This window comes from Solwaraspora sp. WMMB762, assembly GCF_049179115.1.
Lineage (GTDB): Bacteria > Actinomycetota > Actinomycetes > Mycobacteriales > Micromonosporaceae > Micromonospora_E.
Window position 1 is genome coordinate 3985495 of sequence record NZ_JBMHMD010000001.1, and the last position, 17328, is coordinate 4002822.

The following is a 17328-nucleotide window of genomic DNA, read 5'->3' on the forward strand; positions in this document are numbered from 1 at the left end:
GTAGCCAGATCCGGCAAGACCGGTACGGCCCGGCGGACCAGTCAAGGTCCGCCGGGCCGTACCGTTTCTCAGTGCTGTCGAACCGGGCGGCTCACAGCCGGGCGCACTGCCCGGACACCGGGCCCTGCACCGTGTTCACCCGGTCCTCGTCGACCGGCATCGGGCTGTTGCCCTGACAGTGCAGTGGGCCACGGATCGTGTTCCCCGCGACCACCACCGGCAGCTCGTCGTGCTTGTTGTTGACCAGCCGGACCGGACCGGAGATGTCAGCGCCGTCCAGCCGCAAACCGCCGTCACCGCCAGTCACCTCCAGCGGGCCCTGGATGGTCACCCCGGTCAACGTCACCGCCCCGGTCGCGCGCAACAGGGCCAGCGGCCCGGAGACGCTCGTACCGGTGAAGCTGACCGCCGCCGGACGGTTCGCGGTGAGCGGACCGTTGATCGCACCGTCGGTGGCGATCAGCGTCGCACCCGGGCGGACCGTCACCGGACCGTTGACCGTCGCCGACTCCAGGCAGTAGGTCATCTCCGCCTTGACGATCAGCCCACCGTGATGCGTGCCGGTGACCGTCACGTCGCAGGTCGGTTCGGGCTGGCCGATCGCCGACCGCGACTCGGTGTCCGCGGTGACCGGCGAGTTCTCGGCGAAGTACGCGACCAGCATGGTCAGGTCGTTGTCACCGGTGGTCGAGCTGTCCGTGCCGTCGGCCAGGGTGGTGAAGTTGTCGCCACCCGCCGCCAGGAACGAGTTGACCGTGACCCGGTAGGTCCCGGTCGGTGACACCGGCTGACCGTTGAGGGTCATCGAGGTGATCCGCTCGCCCTGCGGCAACGTCGGGTCGTACGTGTAGAAGAAGCCCTCCGACACGCCGAGCCACAGCAGCGGACGCGACGCCCCGGCCGGCTGCCACTGCTCCTCCAGCACCTGCTTGACCTGGGCGCCGGTGTAGGTCCGGGTGACCATGTCGTTGGCGAACGGCTGGGTCGAGAACGCCTCCGCGAAGGTGATCACCCCGTCCTCGCCGTACAACAGGTCGGCCCGCAGCCCGCCCGGGTTCATGAAGGCGATCTGCGCACCACCCCGACCCGGCTCCCGGGTCCCGGCGAGCTGAACGTCGGCGATGAAGTTGCCGAGCACCGACTCCTTGCCGCGGTCCTCGTTGCCGTTGGTGTACGCCCGGGTGATGTCGGCGGTGATCGAACCCAGCGGCTGCTGGCCGAGCACCTCGGCGTTGGCCTTCGCCGCCGCCACGATGTCGGCGACCTCCTGGTTGACCGGCGCGCCGACCACGTCGACGACCTCGACGGTGTCCGTCTCGACCGTCCCCGCCTCGGCGTCCACCTGCAGCACCACCCGGCCGATCTTCTTGCCGTAGTCCTCGGCCTGCAGCACCGGCCGGGTCTCGTCGGTCCCGGGAACCGGCACCTCGAAGGCGTACGGCTGGTGGGTGTGCCCGCTGAAGATGACGTCGATCTCCGGCACCGTCCGGGTGAACGGGCCGAACACCGGGTCGTTCATCAGCGCCTCGGGCGAGTCGATGTTCTCCGTGGCCGCGCCCTCGTGGGTGAGCAGCACCACCACGTCCGCCTCGCCGTTGCTCTCGTCGCCGTCCTTGAGCGCGGTGGCGACCAGATCGGCCTCGGGCGCCGGCGGGCGGAAGGTGAGCCCGGCGATGCCGTCCGGGCTGACCAGCGAGCCGGTCTGCTCGGTGACCACACCGATGTAGCCGACCCGGATCCCGCCGATCTCCTGCACGTGGTACGCCGGCAGCGCCCGCTCGTCGTCGCGGTACACGTTGGCACCCAGGTACGGGAAGTCCGAACGCGGGATCACCCGGTCGGTCAGGTCCACCATGCCCTTGTCGAACTCGTGGTTGCCGACCGCAGCCACGTCGAGACCGGCGGCGTTGAGCGCGTCGAGGGTCGGGTTGTCGTCGTCGATCGCCGAGATGAACGTCGACGCCCCGATGTTGTCTCCACCGGAGACGAACACCGTGTTCGGGTTGGCCGCCCGGTACTGGTCGACCAGCCCGGCCACCTGGGCCGCACCGCCGACCGGCTGACCGTCGACCGTACCGACGGATTCGAGCCGGCCGTGGAAGTCGTTGATCCCCAGCAGCTGCAGCTCGACCGGCCCGTCGGCGCCGGTGTCCAGCCCGATGATCATCGGGTTGTGGTCGCTGGCCCGGAACGGACCCGGGTCGAAGAAGGTCGGGAAGCCGTTGTACTGGAAGGCGTACGACTCGACCGCGTTGATCTGCCAGACGTCGGCTCCGGTGACCCGGTCGGCCAGCGACGGCGAGGCCAGCGCGTGGTCCAACGAGCCCGACTCGCCGGCGAACACGTAGGTGCTGCGTCCGGTGTCGTTCAGGTTGACGTAGTCGGCGTCGTAGAGGGCCCGCATCGGGTCCTCCTGGGTGTACGAGTTGAAGTCGCCGAGCAGCAGCACCTCATCGCTGCCGCTGTCGGCCACCAGCCCGTCGACGAAGTCGGCCAGCGCTGCGGCCTGCCGGGTCCGGTCACCGTTGTACGCGCCCTGTCCGTCGCCGGCGTCGACGTTGTCGCCGGTCGGCGGCGTCGACGTGCTCTTGGACTTGAAGTGGTTCGCCACCACGGTGAAGGTCAGCTCGTCGGCGGTGAACGTCTGCGCGATCGGCTCCCGCGCGTTGAACCAGACGCTCTCGTCGTCGACCGACCGGGACGGCCCGACCGGGGTCACCGCAGCCGGCTTGAAGATGATCGCGTTGCTGATGAAGTCCTGCTGGGCGGCGCCCGGCAGGTCCGCCGGGGAGCGGACGTAGTCCCAGGTCCCGGCCCCGTCGGCAGCGTTCAGCGCACCGACCAGCCGGATCAGTGCCTTCTCCGGCTCGCCCGGCGCGAACCGCACCGAGTTCTCGATCTCCTGCAGGCCGACCACGTGCGCGTCCAGCGCGGTGATCGCCGAGACGATCTTCGCCTCCTGCTTGGCCAGCGCGGCCTCGTCCGCCGCGCCGCGCGCGTCGCCACCGAAGTGGACGAAGTAGTTGAGCACGTTGAAGCTGGCCACCCGGATGTCGCCACCGACGGACGCCGGGGCGGCGGTACGCGGATTGGTCACCTTGAACGTGGTCCGCTCGGCGGCCGGGGTGTCCGCGTCGACCGGCAGGGTCGGCTGCAGCCGCCACTCGTCGAAGCCGTACGACAGCACGCTCGGCCCGAACGCCTCGACCGAGTCGCCGACCCGCAGCGGCTGGTCCGGCGAGACGTACGGCGGGGCGATGCCGGCGCTGGCCAGGTTGGTGGTCCGGGCGTCGTCAACCAGGATCCGGTTGAGCCGGTTGTCGGTGGCGATCTGCTCGGCCTGAGCGCTGCCCGGCTGCGCCACGTCGGTCGGGATGACCGCCGGGGCGTCACCGGCGGTGAGCACGACCTCGCCGTACCGGTTCGTGTTGTAGACCTCGGCGACGGCGTAGTCGCCGACCGGGGCCACCAGCATCGACTCGACGGACTCCCGGTCGGCGGCGGCCAGTGGCAGGGTCAGCGCGACCGGGGTGGGCAGCGGGTTGTCCCGGTCACAGATCTGCACGTCGGTCCGCGCGCCGATGCTCACCTGGGTCAGTCCGAAGTACTCACCGGCATCGCCGGTGACCCGTACCCGGTCGCCGATGGCGACCCCCGGGTGGTTGGCCGGGTCGCTGGTCAGGTAGACGAAGATGCCATCGCTGGCGGTGCCGGCGGCAACCGTACGGGACCCGCCGGTGCCGGCGGTCTGCAGGTAGACGCCGTTGTAGCCGCCCACCCGGTGGTCGGCGACGACGATGCCCTCGACGGTGACCTCGGTGCCGGCCAGCGGCGTGCTGTCACCGGTGCCCTGCACCTCCGCGATGCTGTTCGTCACCGCGACGTCGCAGCCCAGCTCGGGGTCGGGGTCGGGGTCCGGGTCGCCGGTCCCGTTGCGGACGCCGAAGGTGTCGGCGGCGGGCTGCAGCCAGTCGCCGTCGACCTTCTGCAGCGAGTGCCCGACCGGGGTGTCGGAGGTCTCGGCGACGCCGATGTCGACACTGGTCGCACCGTCGGCCGGGCCGCCGGCCGCGGTCAGGGTGCCCTCGTAGCTGAGGAACTCGACGACGGCTCCGGCCGGGTCGACCAGGGCCACTGCGTCCGGCGACCCGTTCTGGATCCCGTTGGCGGGGTATTCGGTGACGGCGACACCGGCCGCAGCGACGGTGCCGGCCAACGTACGGGTGTCGTAGACAGTGCCGTTGGATCCGTTGTAGAGAACGATCTGCCAACCGGTCAGGTCGAAGTCGACCGGGGCCTCGATCTCGATCGCCTCGCCGGTGTCGGTGCCGGCGTTGTCGTAGTGGATCTCGCTGATGAACGGGTCACCGGCGGCCGGGGCGGCCATGGCGGCGGCGCTGCCGGGCACGCTGAGCGCGCCGGCCCCCACGACCGCGGTGATGAATTTCCAGGTGGCTATGCGTCTGTGCTGGCGCATGTAGGCGTTCCTCCGGTCAGAGGGTGAGTCAAGTAAATCTAGGAGACGCGGGTGTCGAAGCACAGACGGGTCGGTGGTGACCCGTTAAACATTCGGGTCCCGTTACCCCTTCGTGACAAGGGACGGTTCGGTGACACCCCAGGTCAGGACATCGATCGTTCATCTCGACGTCGCCGGCAGGTCGCACCCGCGTTCGCGGGCGGTCCCGGTCCGCTGCTTACCGTCCCGGTGCCAGTGACGCCGTCCAGCCCGGACCGTCGCCGGCAGATCCGGTCCGAACGTCGCGCACGATACGGCACCGGACCGGGCGGCCCGCTTCCGACCGAGCGAGGATCGACATGTCAATCGACCATGACAGCCACGTCCACACCGACCCGGACGACATCAGTTCGAACCCTTCCGGTAATCGTCCGTTCCGTGAGGTGCTCGCCGCCCGCGCCGGCCGCCGCGACATCGTCCGCGGCGGTACGGTGATCGCCGCCGCGGCCTTCCTCGGGGCGGCCGGCGGCGCCCTCGGCACCGACGCGCCGGCCAGCGCCGGCGGGCACCGGCACGGCCACGGGCACGGCAAGGGCAAGCCCGACCGGCGCGGTCTGCTCGGTTTCGACCCGGTGCTGCCGAACACCGACGACGCCATCACCGTCCCGCCGGGCTACACCGCCGACGTGCTCATCCCGTGGGGCACCCCGCTGCGCAGCCGGGGACCGGCCTGGCGCAAGGACGCCACGAACACCGCCGCCGAACAGGCCGAGCAGGTGGGCAGCCACCACGACGGCATGCACTTCTTCCCGCTCGGTCGAGGCCCGCTGGGCAGCCGCCGCGGCCTGCTGGTGCTCAACCACGAGTACGTCGACCGGACCCTGCTCTACCCCGACGGCGACGCGGAGATGACCCGGGAGAAGGTCGACAAGGCACTCGCCGGCCACGGGGTCAGCGTCGTCGAGGTCGAGCTGTCGCGGGGCCGGTGGCGCAACGTCGACTCGCGGTTCAACCGCCGGGTCACCGGCACCACCCCGGTCGCCTTCTCCGGACCGGTGTCCGGCCGGCACCCGGCGCTGCGCTCGAGCAACCCCCCGATGGGTACGTTGAACAACTGCTCGCACGGGGCCACCCCGTGGGGCACCTACGTGGCCTGTGAGGAGAACTGGAACGGGTACTTCGGCACCGAGGACCCGCAGTGGTCGCCGACGCCGGAGCAGGCCCGGTACGGGGTCAACGCCGCCGGGTTCGGCTACCGCTGGCATCTGGCCGACCCGCGCTTCGACGTGGCCCGCAACCCCAACGAGCTGAACCGCTTCGGGTGGCTGGTCGAGATCGATCCGATGAACCCCCGCTCCACCCCGGTGAAGCGGACCGCCCTCGGTCGGTTCAAGCACGAAGGTGCCACCTTCTGGGAGTCGCGCGGTCGGGTCGTCGTCTACAGCGGCGACGACCAGGACGGTGACTACCTCTACAAGTTCGTCGGTGACGGTCCGTGGCGGATGCAGCGGGCGCTGGGCCGTAGTCCGCTGGACCACGGCACGCTCCACGTCGCCCGGTTCGACGACGACGGCAAGGGCGTCTGGCTGCCGCTGAAGCACGGCAAGGGGCCGCTGACCAGGGCGAACGGCTGGCAGGACCAGGCCGACGTGCTGCTGCGTACCCGGGAGGCGGCCGACGCGGTCGGTGCCACCCCGCTGGACCGCCCGGAGTGGGTGGCGGTCAACCCGAAGAACAACGACGTCTACCTGACCCTGACCAACGGCACCGGCTGGCCCGGTGCGGTCAACCCGCGTACCCCGAACCCGTACGGGCACATCGTCCGCTGGCGCGAGCGCGGTCGCGACAGCACCGCGACCAGCTTCGAGTGGGACGTGTTCATGCTGGCCGGTGACCCGGCGTACGACCCGCAGGTGCAGCTCGACGAGACGAACATCTTCGGCTCGCCGGACGGGATCTGGTTCGACGGCGACGGGCGGCTGTGGATTCAGACCGACGTGTCGAACTCGACGCAGAACCGGGCGGACCGCGGCCACGACAACATCGGCAACAACGCGATGCTGGCCGCTGACCCGCGTACCGGGGAGGTCCGGCGGTTCCTGGTCGGCCCGCGCGGCGCGGAGATCACCGGGGTGGTAACCACCCCGGACCAGCGGACCATGTTCATCAACGTGCAGCATCCGGGCGAGTCCACGACGTACTGGGGCAGCCCGACGCCGGAGGACCCGCGGGCGGTGAGCAACTGGCCCGACTTCGACCCGGCCGGCCGGCCCCGGTCGGCGACCGTGGTCATCCGCAAGGCCGACGGCGGCGTCATCGGCACCTGACCGCTCCGGTCCACCCCTGCTCAACATCCGAGCCCGACGTACGGGCTCCGGGAGCCGCGGCCGATCTCGCCGACCGGTCGCGGCTCCCGTCGTCGTGCCAGGATCTCCCTCGACCGGGTCGGCCGGCTCAGTCCAGGTCGCGCAGGAGCTGGTGGAGCAGGTCCTGGGTACGGGCGGGTGGGTCGGCCTCGACGCAGAGCCGCTCCATCGCCGCGGCGTAGTGGTCGACGTCCTCCCGCTTGTCCAGGTAGATCGCGCTGGTCAGCTGCTCGATGTAGATGATGTCGGGCAGGTCCTGGTCGGCGAAGCGCAGGATGGTGAAGGCTCCGCCGGCGGCGGCGTGCCCGCCGGCGTCGAACGGCACGACCTGCAGCCGTACGTTCGGTAGCTTGGTCGCCTCGATCAGAGCGTTGATCTGGTCGCGCATCACGGCGGGGCCGCCGATCGGCCGTCGCAGCACCGCCTCGTCGATCACCGCCCACAGGTTCGGTGGCTGCGGCCGATGGAGCAGTTCCTGACGCTCCATCCGCAGCTCGACCCGGCGTTCCACCTCGTCGGCCGGGGCCCGACCGTGTCCGAGTAGGACCACCGCTCGGGCGTAGTCGCGGGTCTGCAGCAGGCCGGGTACGAACTGGACCTCGTAGCTGCGGATCATCTTCGCGGCCGCCTCCAGCCCCAGGTAGGACTGGAACCAACTGGGCAGGATGTCGCCGTACCGGTGCCACCAGCCGGGCGTGTTGGCCTGCCGGGCGAGCCCGAGCAGCGCTGTGCGTTCCCGCGAGTCGGTCACCCCGTAGAGGGTGAGCAGGTCGGTGACGTCGCGTTCCTTGAAGCCGACCCGGCCGAGCTCCATCCGGCTGATCTTCGATTCGGAGGCGCGGATGTGCCAGCCGGCCGCCTCCCGGCTCACTCCCTGGCTCTCCCGGAGCCGCCGCAGCTGCGCGCCGAGCAGCATCCGCAGCACGGTCGGCCCGGTCGCCGATCCGCCATCTGGCTGGGCCGTCATCGTCACCCACCGACCTCCGGACACCGTCACGTCGTATGGCAGCTACTCTTGGCGAGTAAGCATGCCATGACCTGAGGGTGATCCCTAAGGCCCCGTCGATACCGGTCCGACCAGTGGACACCGCCGTGCGGTGCGGACGGTCGTCACCAGCAGAGTCCGGACGGGCCCCATGGTGCAGGCCCCCGGCCGGATCGATGCTAGCGAATCAGGTCGTCGAAGTCACCGTCCCGGGCGCCGAGGATGAACGCCTCGATCTCCGCACGGGTGTAGATCAGCGCCGGACCGTCCGGGTAGCGGGAGTTACGCAGAGCGATCCCGCTGCCACCGGGCAGCCGGGCAAGCTCGACGCAGTTCCCGCTGGGGTTGCTGCGGCCACTCTTGCGCCAGGCGAGGGTCGGCAGGTCGGTACTTGGAACGTCACTATCCGGCTTATGCATACATACAATCCAAATCGGACATTGTCGCAACAGACGTAGGACTCCAGGGTCGGCCGCGCCTCGTCGCGGAAGGGTCAAATGCACGTGCATCTGCTCTTGCGCCTGCAAGGTATTGCGAGCATGATAGCGCACGTGAACTTGTATCCGGCGGTTTACCCATCGTGATGAATAATCGGACATTCGACGACATCACCTCCGATAAGGCCAGGGGCGGCGTAGACAACGATGCACGCAGAGTCACCACTTTGCGGGCCGGTCAGCTGCCTCCGGCGTCATCCGACGGCAGCAGCCACGAGACACACCGCGCGCAGCGAGACAGGAGGGCGATGAGCATGCCGGCTCCCATCCTCAACCCCAACCAACGCGATCCCCGGGACGTCTACCCGACCGACCGGTACCAGCCGTCCGACCCGGTCTGGGTCTACCGCGGCGGCACCTGGTGCGCCGGGATCGTCGAGACCGCCTCAGCCGGCGCGGCGACCGTCACCTACCGCCCCACCGGCTCGCGTGGCACCGGGGTGGACACCATCACCGCGCCGTACGTGCTGCCACGGGCCGAGACCGACCCGATGCTGGACCGGGTACACCGTTGACGGTCGCCCTCCAACCGGAGGGCACCGAACGCCTCCGCCGGTCGCCCAACTCAATATCGCGCCGCTGACGTGCACAAAGTCACCACTCAGTAGGCGAAAAACTACACAGGGATTGACAGCCATCACAGCAGCCGCGAGAATTTGCGAGCATTGTGGATCACCGGCGGCGCGGTGAATAGGCCACTCCGCCGGCACGGTATTGCGACACCGTACCCATGCCCGGAAGCCACCAGAAGGGCTGCCCTGTGTCTGATGGTGCACTGTGCCTACCCTATCCGGAGCTGCTGCCGGCCAACCGGCACCGACTCCGTGCTGCGATCGCCGACGGCCCCCACACCTCGGCCCCGGAGCCGCTCGACAGCGCGATGTCGGGCGTCCGGGCCGACCCGGCCACCGTCGACTACCAGGAAGCCGACTATCAGGAACATGACCGCTACTTCCAGATCCGCCGTACGCGTCAAGCACCGGAATCAGCGTTTCTCCACGCCTTGGCAATAGCGCATCTGGCAGTTCGGGAGAACGTCGAAGAAAATGGGCTTTCGCAGCTCAGCGACGGCTATGTCGCCCAACTGTGGCTCGGGCTGGAAAGCCTGTACCGGTACGCGGGCCACGACGTCGACAACCAGCCGATCGGCGTTCTCGACCAGCCCGTCCAACGCCCGCCGCACCCACAGTCGAACGGGACGGACCCGGGTGACTCCGACGCCGCCGCCGAGCGGTGGCTGATCGGTCACCAGTTCTTCTTCACCCTGATGCAGGGGGCGATCACCGGGCTGAACTGCTTCCTCGGTGCCAGCGCCGACGGCGACGAGGCCGAGGCGCGAGCCGCGCTGCGGGTCGCCACGGCGTTCATGCGCAGCTCGGCGGCCGCCTTCCGGTTCACCTCGGACTTCTCGCCGGTCGACTACGAGCGACTGATCCGTCCGGCGATGGCACCACCAGCGGTGCGGGCCGGCTTCAGTGGACTGCAGACCCGCGACCACGCCCACCTCATGGCGCTGTTCACCGAGGTCCGCGCGATGCGATCCAAGATCGGCCCGGCCCGGTTGGGTAGCGCCTTCGACGAGTTCGTCGAAGCGACCGTCGAGGCGTACGAGGCGCACCAACTGATCTGCGCCCGGTTCGGCGGCGACGTGCTGCCCAGCCTCCGGATGGCCGCCCGGTCGGCGGGGCGCAGCACGTCTCCGGGGGTGCAGGTGGTACGGCAGATGATGCGGGCCCGGCTGTTCGCGCTCCACGGCAGCCACCGGGACCGAACCGACGGGGACGGGACACCCGGTGGGCCCGAAGGCGGCGGGACGCCGGACACCGGCCTGGGTGGCCACGGAGACGAAACGCCGGGCGCGGACGCCGGTGGGCAGGTCGACCAGCCGGCCGGCGGTGACCGGTGCTGAACGAGCGTACCCAGGTCGGCGTCATCGGCGCCGGGCCGGCCGGGATGCTGCTGGCAGTGCTGCTACGCCGGGCCGGGGTGGACTGTGTGGTGCTGGAGCGTCGGGACCGCGAGTACGTCGCCAACCGCGCCCGGGGCGCCACCGTGGAGCACCGGGTGGTCGACCTGCTCCGCCGGCACGGCCTGGCCGGCAACCTGCTACGGACCGGCGCGGTCGAGGACGCGGTGGAGTTCCGGCTCGGCGGGCGGCGCTACCCGGTCCGCTACGAGCCGCTGGCCGACGGCCGCAGCCACTACATCTACCCGCAGCAGTTCCTGGTCCGTGACCTGGTCGACGCCTACCTCGCCGACGGCGGTGACCTGCGGTTCGAGACCGCGGCGGAGGCGATCGACGACCTGACCGGGCAGCCCCGCATCCGGCTCGCCGACGGCCGCGAGCTGCGCTGCGACGTGGTGGCCGGCTGCGACGGCGAGTTCGGCGTCGCCCGGCGGGCGGTCCCCGCCGGGGCGCTGCGCTGCACCGGCTACCAGTACGACTACGCCTGGTTGTCGGTGCTCGCCGAAGCCCCGCCGTCCAGCGACTGCGTGATCAACGCCCTGCATGAGTCGGGGGCCTGCGTACACGTCCGCCGGACGCCGACGGTGAGCCGGTTCTACCTGCAGTGCGGGCGGGACGAGACCCGGGCGGACTGGCCGGACGAGCGGATCTGGAAGGAGGTCCGGATCCGGCTGGCGCTGGACGAGCCATGGACGCTGCACACCGGGCCGGTCACCGACACCGGCACCGTCCGGATGCGCAGCCTGGTCTGCGACCCGATGCGGTACGGGTCGCTGTTCCTCGCCGGGGACGCCGCGCACATCGTGCCGCCGGTCGGCGGCAAGGGCTTCAACCTGGCCCTGGCCGACGCGGAAGAGCTGGCGCTGGGGCTGATCGAGCGGTTCACCGCCGGCGACCACCGCCGGTCGGACGCCTACTCGCAGCACCGGCTGGCCCGCATCTGGCGGGCCCAGGAGTTCGTGCACTGGATGATGGACCTGGTGAACACCCCCGGATACGGCACGGCCGACGCGGCCTTCCTACACCGGGTGCAGGCGGCGCGGCTGACCCGGCTGGTCGACTCACCGGCCTACCTGGCCGCGTTCCTGGAGGACTACGTCGGGTGGTGGTGACTGAGGACGTTCGTCGCCCGCCACGTCGCACCGGCACCGAAGACCAGCTCCTGCCCCGGGCCGACGTGGCGCGGGCCGGCCAGCGGGCTGTACGACTCGCTGGTCCACAGCGGCACCCCGGCGTACCGCAGCTGCTGGGTCCAGATCACCCCGGTCAGCCGCCCGGCGGCGGTCGTGGTGAGCCGCACCTGGTCGGGAAACCCGTCGAACGACGACGCCTGGTAGTCCACCGTCACCCAGTCCTCGGCGGCGGTGAGCAGCCGCACGTCGTTTCGCGGGAAGCGCAGCGCGCCGGACCGGGTCGGCGACCGCCAGGCCGGGGCGACCCCTTTGGCCGGCCGGGCGGCACGCATCGCGACCCCGTCGCGGACCGCGTCCACCAGCGGTTGGAAGTCCCAGCCGTACGCCCCCTGCAGCGCCTCGGTGGCCTGGGCCAGGTCGGTCAGCTCGGTCGGCAGGTCCCAGTCCAGCCGGTCGCAGCCGGTGGCCAGGTAGCGCACCTCGCCCGGCAGCACCCGGCAGTCGGCCGTGCCGAACCGGCGACGCAGCTCGACGACCAGCCGGGAGCGCTCCTCGTCCAGCAACGGGTTGTTGGTGTGGATCATGCCGAGCAGTACGTCGAACCGACCGCCGAGATCCTCCGGGTCGAGATCGGCGAGGTCGGACTCGACGAAGGTGATCCGGTCGGCGACCCCGTTGTGCCGAGCGATCCGCTCGGCCATGCCGACATGGTGCCGATCCACCGCGACCACCTCGGCGGCGCCCGCGTCGGCGGCGACCAGCGCCAGCAGTCCGCTGCCGGTGCCGGCGTCGAGCACCCGGTCACCGGGCCGCACCGCGCTGCGGACCGCGCGCTGCACGTTGTGCCCGCGGTCGATGCTCAGTAGCAGTCGCAGGTGCAGCTCCGGTGTGAACGGGATGTCCGTCGGCCCAGCCATCGATGAACTCCCTCTCGCGAAACCGGATCAATCACGATAAATTATCCATTGTCGACTCAAGTGTCAACCGGAAGGTTCCTCGGTGCGCGTCCTGTTCACCAGCCCGCCCGGAGTCGGGCATCTCTTCCCCACCGTGCCGCTGGCCTGGGCGTTACGGGCGGCCGGCCACGACGTACTGGTCGGCACCGCGGCAGAAGGACTGGCCGGCGCGGCCCGGGCCGGCCTGCCGGCGGTGGACGTCGCCCCCGGCGCCCCGATCGCCGCCGTGTTCGGCACCGGCACCGGCACGACGGCAGAACTGGCCGCCCGGATGCGCGAGCGGGGCCGGCGGATCGCCGCCGCCGGCAGCCGTACCGACCCGTTGCTGCTGGAGACCTTCGGGCGGGTCTCCGACCTGATGGCGGACGGCACGCTGACGTTGGCCCGCTGGTGGCGGCCGGACCTGGTGGTGCACTCCCGGCTGCATCCGGCCGGACTGATGGCCGCCCGCGCGCTGCGGGTGCCCGCCGTCGAGCACGGATTCAACCTGTTCCGCGAAGAGGCGCTGGCCGCCCGGTTCCTGCCGTACCTGGCGGCGGCGTACGAGCGCAACGGCGTACCGCTGGAACTGCCCGACCGGGTGGTCCTGCACCTGGCACCGCCCGAGCTGATGATCGGCGACGGCGACGGATGGTCGATGCGGTACGTGCCGTACAACGCCGGCGGTGCGCTGCCGGACTGGCTGCGCCTGCCCACCGCGCGCCCCCGGGTGCTGATCACCCTCGGCACCGTGGTGCCGGCGCTGGCCGGGTTGACCGGTCTGCGCCACACCATCGACGCCGCCGGGCAGACCGACGCGGACTTCGTGCTGGCCCTCGGCACAGACGCCGACGTGACCGCGCTCGGGCCGCTGCCGGGCAACGTCCGGCCCGCCGGCTGGCTGCCGCTGCACCAGGTGCTCGCCGGCTGCTCCGCCGTGGTGCACCACGGCGGCTCCGGGACGATGATGGGCGCGATCTGTTCCGGGGTACGGCAACTGGTCCTGCCGCACGGCGCCGACCAGTTCAGCAACGCCGACCTGGTCCGACGGCACCGGCTCGGCCTGGGCTGCGCACCCGAGGAGGTGACCCCGCAGTTGCTCGCCGAACTGCTGGCCGAGGGCGGTCCGGCCAGCGGGGTGGCGGACGCGGCCGAGCTGATGTCGAGACTGCCGGCACCGGCCGAGATCGCCACCCGACTCGCACATCCGGGTGGAATCGACCGCCCCGCCGACCAGCTTTCGGCGCTCGCCCCCGTTACCGGCGGCTCGGCCGCACACTGGACCGATGGGTGACGTCGCCGCGGTGCTACTGGTCGATCCGGCGGGTTCCGTCCTGCTGCAGCTACGGGACGGCAACGCGCCGAGCCATCCGCACGCCTGGTGCGTGCCGGGCGGGCACTGCGAGCCCGGGGAGACACCGGAGCAGGCGGCGCTGCGCGAACTCGCCGAGGAGACCGGGTTACGGCCCGAGCACGGGCTGCGGTTGTTCTGCCGCCGGCAGCTGAACCCCCAGCGTACGGCGCACTACTACTTCGGCTCCACCCGTGCCCGGCAGTGCGACGTCCGGCTCGGCGAGGGTGCCGCGATGGAGTTCCTGCGGCCGGATCAGATCAGCGACGGGCGGCCGTTCGCTCCCAACTCGGCGAGCCTGCTCGCCGAGTTCCTCGCCTCGCCGCACTACGCCTGGCGGGTCACCGCCCCGTATGATCCGCTCCATGATCCGGGCCGGCGCCAGGTCCGCGCGCTCCACCACCAGGGCGGACGGTAGGTCGTTCCTCAAGTGGGCGGGCGGGAAGACCCGGTACGCCGCCGCCCTCGTCGCCGCCGCGCCACCGTTCACCGGCAGCTACCGGGAGCCGTTCCTCGGCAGCGGAGCGGTCTTCTTCGAGCTGGCGCCGCAGCGGGCGGTGCTCAGTGACGCCAACCCGGAGCTGATCGTCTGTTTCCGGGAGGTCGCCCGCGACCCCGAGGCGGTGATGCGGCTACTGGACGAGCAACCGAACACGCCGGAGCACTTCGCGGCGGTCCGCCGCCGCTCGCCGACGGACTGTTCCGATCTGGAACGCGCGGTCCGGGTGATCTACCTGAACAAGACCGCGTTCCGTGGGCTGTGGCGGGTCAACCGGCGGGGCGAGTTCAACGCACCGTACGGCGCCTACGACCGGCCGTATTACAACCGGCGGGTGCTGCTGGAGGCCGCGCAGGCGCTGGCCGGCGCCGAGCTGCGGGTGGCCGACTTCGCCGAGCAGCTCGACGAGGCCACCGCCGGCGACTGGGTCTACCTGGACCCGCCGTACGTACCGCTCGGCGGGTGGGCGGACTTTCGGCGGTACACCTCGACGCAGTTCGGGCCGGCCGATCACGTGCGGCTGCGGGACGCGATGGTACGGGCCAGCCGGCGCGGCGTCCGGCTGACCCTGACCAACAGCGACACGCCGTTCGTACGGGAGCTGTTCGGCGCGGACTTTCTGATCGCCCGGATGGCGACCCGCCGGGACATCAACCTGCAGTCGGCGAAGCGGGGCAGCTGGGATCTGCTGGTCACCAACTACCAACTGCCGAACGGCGAATCAGCCCGGTAGGCCGGCCAGGGCGGCCCGGACGGCGTCGCCGAGCGACGTGGTGGGCCGGCCGATCAGTCGGGCGAGGTCGCCGCTGTCGGTGGTCAGATCGCCCCGGGAGATGCCGACGTCGGAGGCGGCCAGCATGCTGGCGAACGCCTCCGGCACCCCGGCGTCGGTCAGCGCCTTGGCGTACACGTCGGCCGGAAGATCCTGGTAGCCGACCTCCCGCCCGCTGTGCCGGCTGATCTCGGCGGCCAGCTCGGCCAGGGTGAAGGGTTCGTCACCACCGAGCTCGTAGACGGTGCCGGCCGTTCCGGCGGTGTCAGCGCTGCCGGCGGGTGCTGGCGCGGTCAACACCGCGACGGCGGCGGCGGCGAAGTCGGCCCGGGTCGCGGCGGCGACCCGACCCGAGCCGGCAGCGCCCAGCACGCTGCCGGTGGCGAGCGCCTGCGGCAGCACCGAACCGGTGTAGTTCTCCAGGTACCAGCCGTTGCGCAGCAGCACGAACGGCAGGCCGCTGTCCCGGATCAGCTGTTCGGTGGCGAGGTGTTCGGCGGCCAACGGGACGCTGCTGGTGTCCGCGTTGAGGATGCTGGTGTACGCGATCAGGTCGACTCCGGCCGCCTTCGCCGCCGCCACCGCGTTGCGGTGCTGGTCGATCCGCCGGCCGACCTCGCTGCCGCTGATCAGCAGCAGCTTGCGGGTCCCGGCCAGGGCCGGCCCGAGAGTCTGCGGCTGGTCGTAGTCCCCGTGCCGGACCTGTACGCCACGCGCGGCGAGGTCGCCAGCCTTTTGCGGATTCCGTACGACGGCGACGATCTGCGCCGGTGGCAGTCCGCCGTCCAGCAACTCGTCGACGACCAACCGGCCCAGCTGGCCGGCGGCACCGGTGACAGTGATCATGTCAGCTCCTACGTCCCTGCGGGGCGGCCCCACGATCGCCCTCACCCACCAGCCTGCACTAACTTTTCGAAAGCGCAAGGCAATCAGTAAGTGCTGTGGCCCATTCGACACATCACTGGGAGATACCCTGGGAACATGGCCAGCCGGTCCGCGCCCGCGCCGCACAGCGAATCCTGCCCGCCGACCGACGACCCGACGCCCGCCCTGGTGACCGACGTCTTCGCCCGCGGCTGCCCGTCACGAGCCACCCTAGACCACATAACCGGCAAATGGGGCACACTAGCGTTGGCTGCCCTGTTCGCCGGCAACTACCGGTTCAACGCACTGCGCCGCCGGGTCGACGGCATCAGCGAGAAGATGCTGGCTCAGACCCTGCAAGCGCTGGAGCGCGACGGGATGGTCGTCCGGGACGTCCAGGCCACCATCCCGCCCCGGGTCGAGTACAGCCTCACCCCGCTCGGCCGCGCCGTCGCCGGCAAGCTGGTCGACCTGATCGAGCTGGTCGAACGCGAGATGCCGACGGTGCTCGCGGCCCGGGACAGCTTCGACCGGACCGCCTGACCATGGGTGCCCCACCCACAGCGGATACCACCGGCAGCGGACCGGCAGGCACCCGGCCGGGCGTCACTGCAGCAGGCTGCCCACCGGCGAGAGCAACGCCCAGCCCAGGAAGGCGGTGTGCCGGTCCATCCGCAACCGCTCACTCTCCAGCATCGTCGGATTGTCCCGCATCGGCCACATCCGGGCCGCGTCCCGCCAGGCGATGTCCCGGGTGAACTCCACCAACCGGTTCTGGTACCAGTCGTCGACCTGCCCGTTGAGCCGGTCGAGGCAGATCTGCCAGCTACTCAGGTAGCTGCGCCGCAGCTGCGGGATCCGGTCGAAGAAAATCTCATTGATGTAGAGGTAGTCGCGGTGCTGCTCGTCGTTGTCCGGGCCCGACCCGAGCTTGGCCCAGGTGCTCAGCAGGGCGAACGGTAGGTCGTAGTTGATGTGCGCGTTCACCCCGGCGGCGGCCGACGGCAACGACCGTACGCTCTCGTCGCGCAGCCGGCTGAACAGCACCTCCCAGGCCGCCGGGGTGTCGCCCCGGTTGCCCCAGCAGCGCAGCGCCGCGAAGTACCGCTCCGCGAACTCGATGTCCAGCAGGGTGAGGAAGGCAGGGTCGGCGAACTCACCGGCCTGCAGCCGCTCGTCGATGGTGCTGGTGATCACCCAGTAAAGATGGTTGAAGTCGGCCACCGGATTGTCGCTGTCACTCGGCGTGGCTGCCTCGAGCAGCTTCTGCAACGCCGCCAAATCCTCGACCACGCCGGCGACGTCGGTCGGCCGGTGGTCGAGGACCTCCATGATCTGGTCGTGCACGTGACCCCAGCGGAGTTCTGGCATCGGACACCTCCAGTCTGCAGTGCTCCCTCGCCCCGGGCGGGCGGTCGTCACCGAAACGGTCGGTCCCTACAGTGGCAGCCGCTGCCAACCCGCAGGTATCGGCGCAACGACGGGTGTCTCACTGGCCGATCCC

Annotated in this window: 14 protein-coding genes; 8 read left to right on the forward strand and 6 right to left on the reverse strand. The window is 70.7% G+C overall.

Translation table 11 applies throughout. The annotated features are described in order from the left end of the window. Positions 1–91: 91 nt before the first annotated feature. Positions 92–4477, reverse strand: coding sequence for an ExeM/NucH family extracellular endonuclease (locus tag ACN27J_RS17820; RefSeq protein WP_421367543.1), 4386 nt, complete (start codon positions 4475–4477; stop codon positions 92–94). Positions 4478–4815: 338 nt separating this feature from the next. Between ACN27J_RS17820 and ACN27J_RS17825 the strand changes: the two genes are divergently transcribed. Further along, complete coding sequence (locus tag ACN27J_RS17825; protein WP_421367544.1) at positions 4816–6783, forward strand: PhoX family protein; 1968 nt, start codon at positions 4816–4818, stop codon at positions 6781–6783. A gap of 127 nt (positions 6784–6910) precedes the next feature. Here ACN27J_RS17825 and ACN27J_RS17830 read toward each other — a convergent pair whose 3' ends face one another. Both ACN27J_RS17830 and ACN27J_RS17835 read right to left on the reverse strand, forming a co-directional pair. Continuing rightward, positions 6911–7738: a helix-turn-helix domain-containing protein gene (locus ACN27J_RS17830; RefSeq protein WP_421372326.1), complete on the reverse strand. Its 828-nt coding sequence runs from the start codon at positions 7736–7738 to the stop codon at positions 6911–6913. 248 nt (positions 7739–7986) lie between these two features. Further along, positions 7987–8226, reverse strand: coding sequence for a DUF397 domain-containing protein (locus tag ACN27J_RS17835; protein ID WP_278172180.1), 240 nt, complete (start codon positions 8224–8226; stop codon positions 7987–7989). A 332-nt stretch (positions 8227–8558) separates the two neighbouring features. On the opposite strand from ACN27J_RS17835, the gene ACN27J_RS17840 reads away from it, so the two are divergent. From ACN27J_RS17840 to ACN27J_RS17850, 3 genes are all read left to right on the forward strand, one after another. Next, the gene (locus ACN27J_RS17840) at positions 8559–8819 is read left to right on the forward strand and encodes a hypothetical protein (protein ID WP_281552713.1); all 261 of its coding nucleotides are present in this window, start codon (positions 8559–8561) and stop codon (positions 8817–8819) included. A 245-nt stretch (positions 8820–9064) separates the two neighbouring features. After that, positions 9065–10213, forward strand: a complete 1149-nt coding sequence (locus ACN27J_RS17845; RefSeq protein ID WP_421367547.1) for a hypothetical protein — start codon at positions 9065–9067, stop codon at positions 10211–10213. Further along, positions 10207–11382, forward strand: a complete 1176-nt coding sequence (locus ACN27J_RS17850) for a 4-hydroxybenzoate 3-monooxygenase (protein WP_421367549.1) — start codon at positions 10207–10209, stop codon at positions 11380–11382. Before ACN27J_RS17845 ends, ACN27J_RS17850 begins: the two co-directional genes overlap by 7 nt. On the opposite strand, the gene ACN27J_RS17855 is transcribed toward ACN27J_RS17850, so the two are convergent. Further along, the gene (locus tag ACN27J_RS17855; protein WP_421367551.1) at positions 11364–12320 is read right to left on the reverse strand and encodes a 50S ribosomal protein L11 methyltransferase; all 957 of its coding nucleotides are present in this window, start codon (positions 12318–12320) and stop codon (positions 11364–11366) included. The two genes, ACN27J_RS17850 and ACN27J_RS17855, sit on opposite strands and share 19 nt — an antisense overlap. Positions 12321–12402: 82 nt before the next feature. Between ACN27J_RS17855 and ACN27J_RS17860 the strand changes: the two genes are divergently transcribed. Genes ACN27J_RS17860 through ACN27J_RS17870 form a run of 3 tightly spaced genes read left to right on the forward strand, consistent with a single transcriptional unit; the run spans position 12403 to position 14921 of the window. Next, the gene (locus tag ACN27J_RS17860) at positions 12403–13632 is read left to right on the forward strand and encodes a nucleotide disphospho-sugar-binding domain-containing protein (RefSeq protein ID WP_421367552.1); all 1230 of its coding nucleotides are present in this window, start codon (positions 12403–12405) and stop codon (positions 13630–13632) included. Next, entirely contained in the window at positions 13625–14107 is a 483-nt protein-coding gene (locus tag ACN27J_RS17865) for an NUDIX domain-containing protein (RefSeq protein WP_421367554.1), read from the forward strand. Before ACN27J_RS17860 ends, ACN27J_RS17865 begins: the two co-directional genes overlap by 8 nt. Further along, on the forward strand, positions 14055–14921 hold the full coding sequence (locus tag ACN27J_RS17870) for a DNA adenine methylase (protein ID WP_421367557.1): 867 nt from the start codon (positions 14055–14057) through the stop codon (positions 14919–14921). The genes ACN27J_RS17865 and ACN27J_RS17870 overlap by 53 nt, the downstream gene beginning before the upstream one ends. On the opposite strand, the gene ACN27J_RS17875 is transcribed toward ACN27J_RS17870, so the two are convergent. Next, positions 14910–15806, reverse strand: a complete 897-nt coding sequence (locus tag ACN27J_RS17875; RefSeq protein ID WP_421367559.1) for an SDR family oxidoreductase — start codon at positions 15804–15806, stop codon at positions 14910–14912. The genes ACN27J_RS17870 and ACN27J_RS17875 overlap by 12 nt on opposite strands. 135 nt (positions 15807–15941) lie before the next feature. On the opposite strand from ACN27J_RS17875, the gene ACN27J_RS17880 reads away from it, so the two are divergent. Beyond that, complete coding sequence (locus ACN27J_RS17880; protein ID WP_421367562.1) at positions 15942–16367, forward strand: winged helix-turn-helix transcriptional regulator; 426 nt, start codon at positions 15942–15944, stop codon at positions 16365–16367. A gap of 63 nt (positions 16368–16430) precedes the next feature. Here the strand turns inward: ACN27J_RS17880 and ACN27J_RS17885 are convergent, their stop codons facing one another. Further along, the gene (locus ACN27J_RS17885; RefSeq protein ID WP_278172191.1) at positions 16431–17195 is read right to left on the reverse strand and encodes a DUF5995 family protein; all 765 of its coding nucleotides are present in this window, start codon (positions 17193–17195) and stop codon (positions 16431–16433) included. Between the last annotated feature and the right edge of the window lie 133 nt (positions 17196–17328).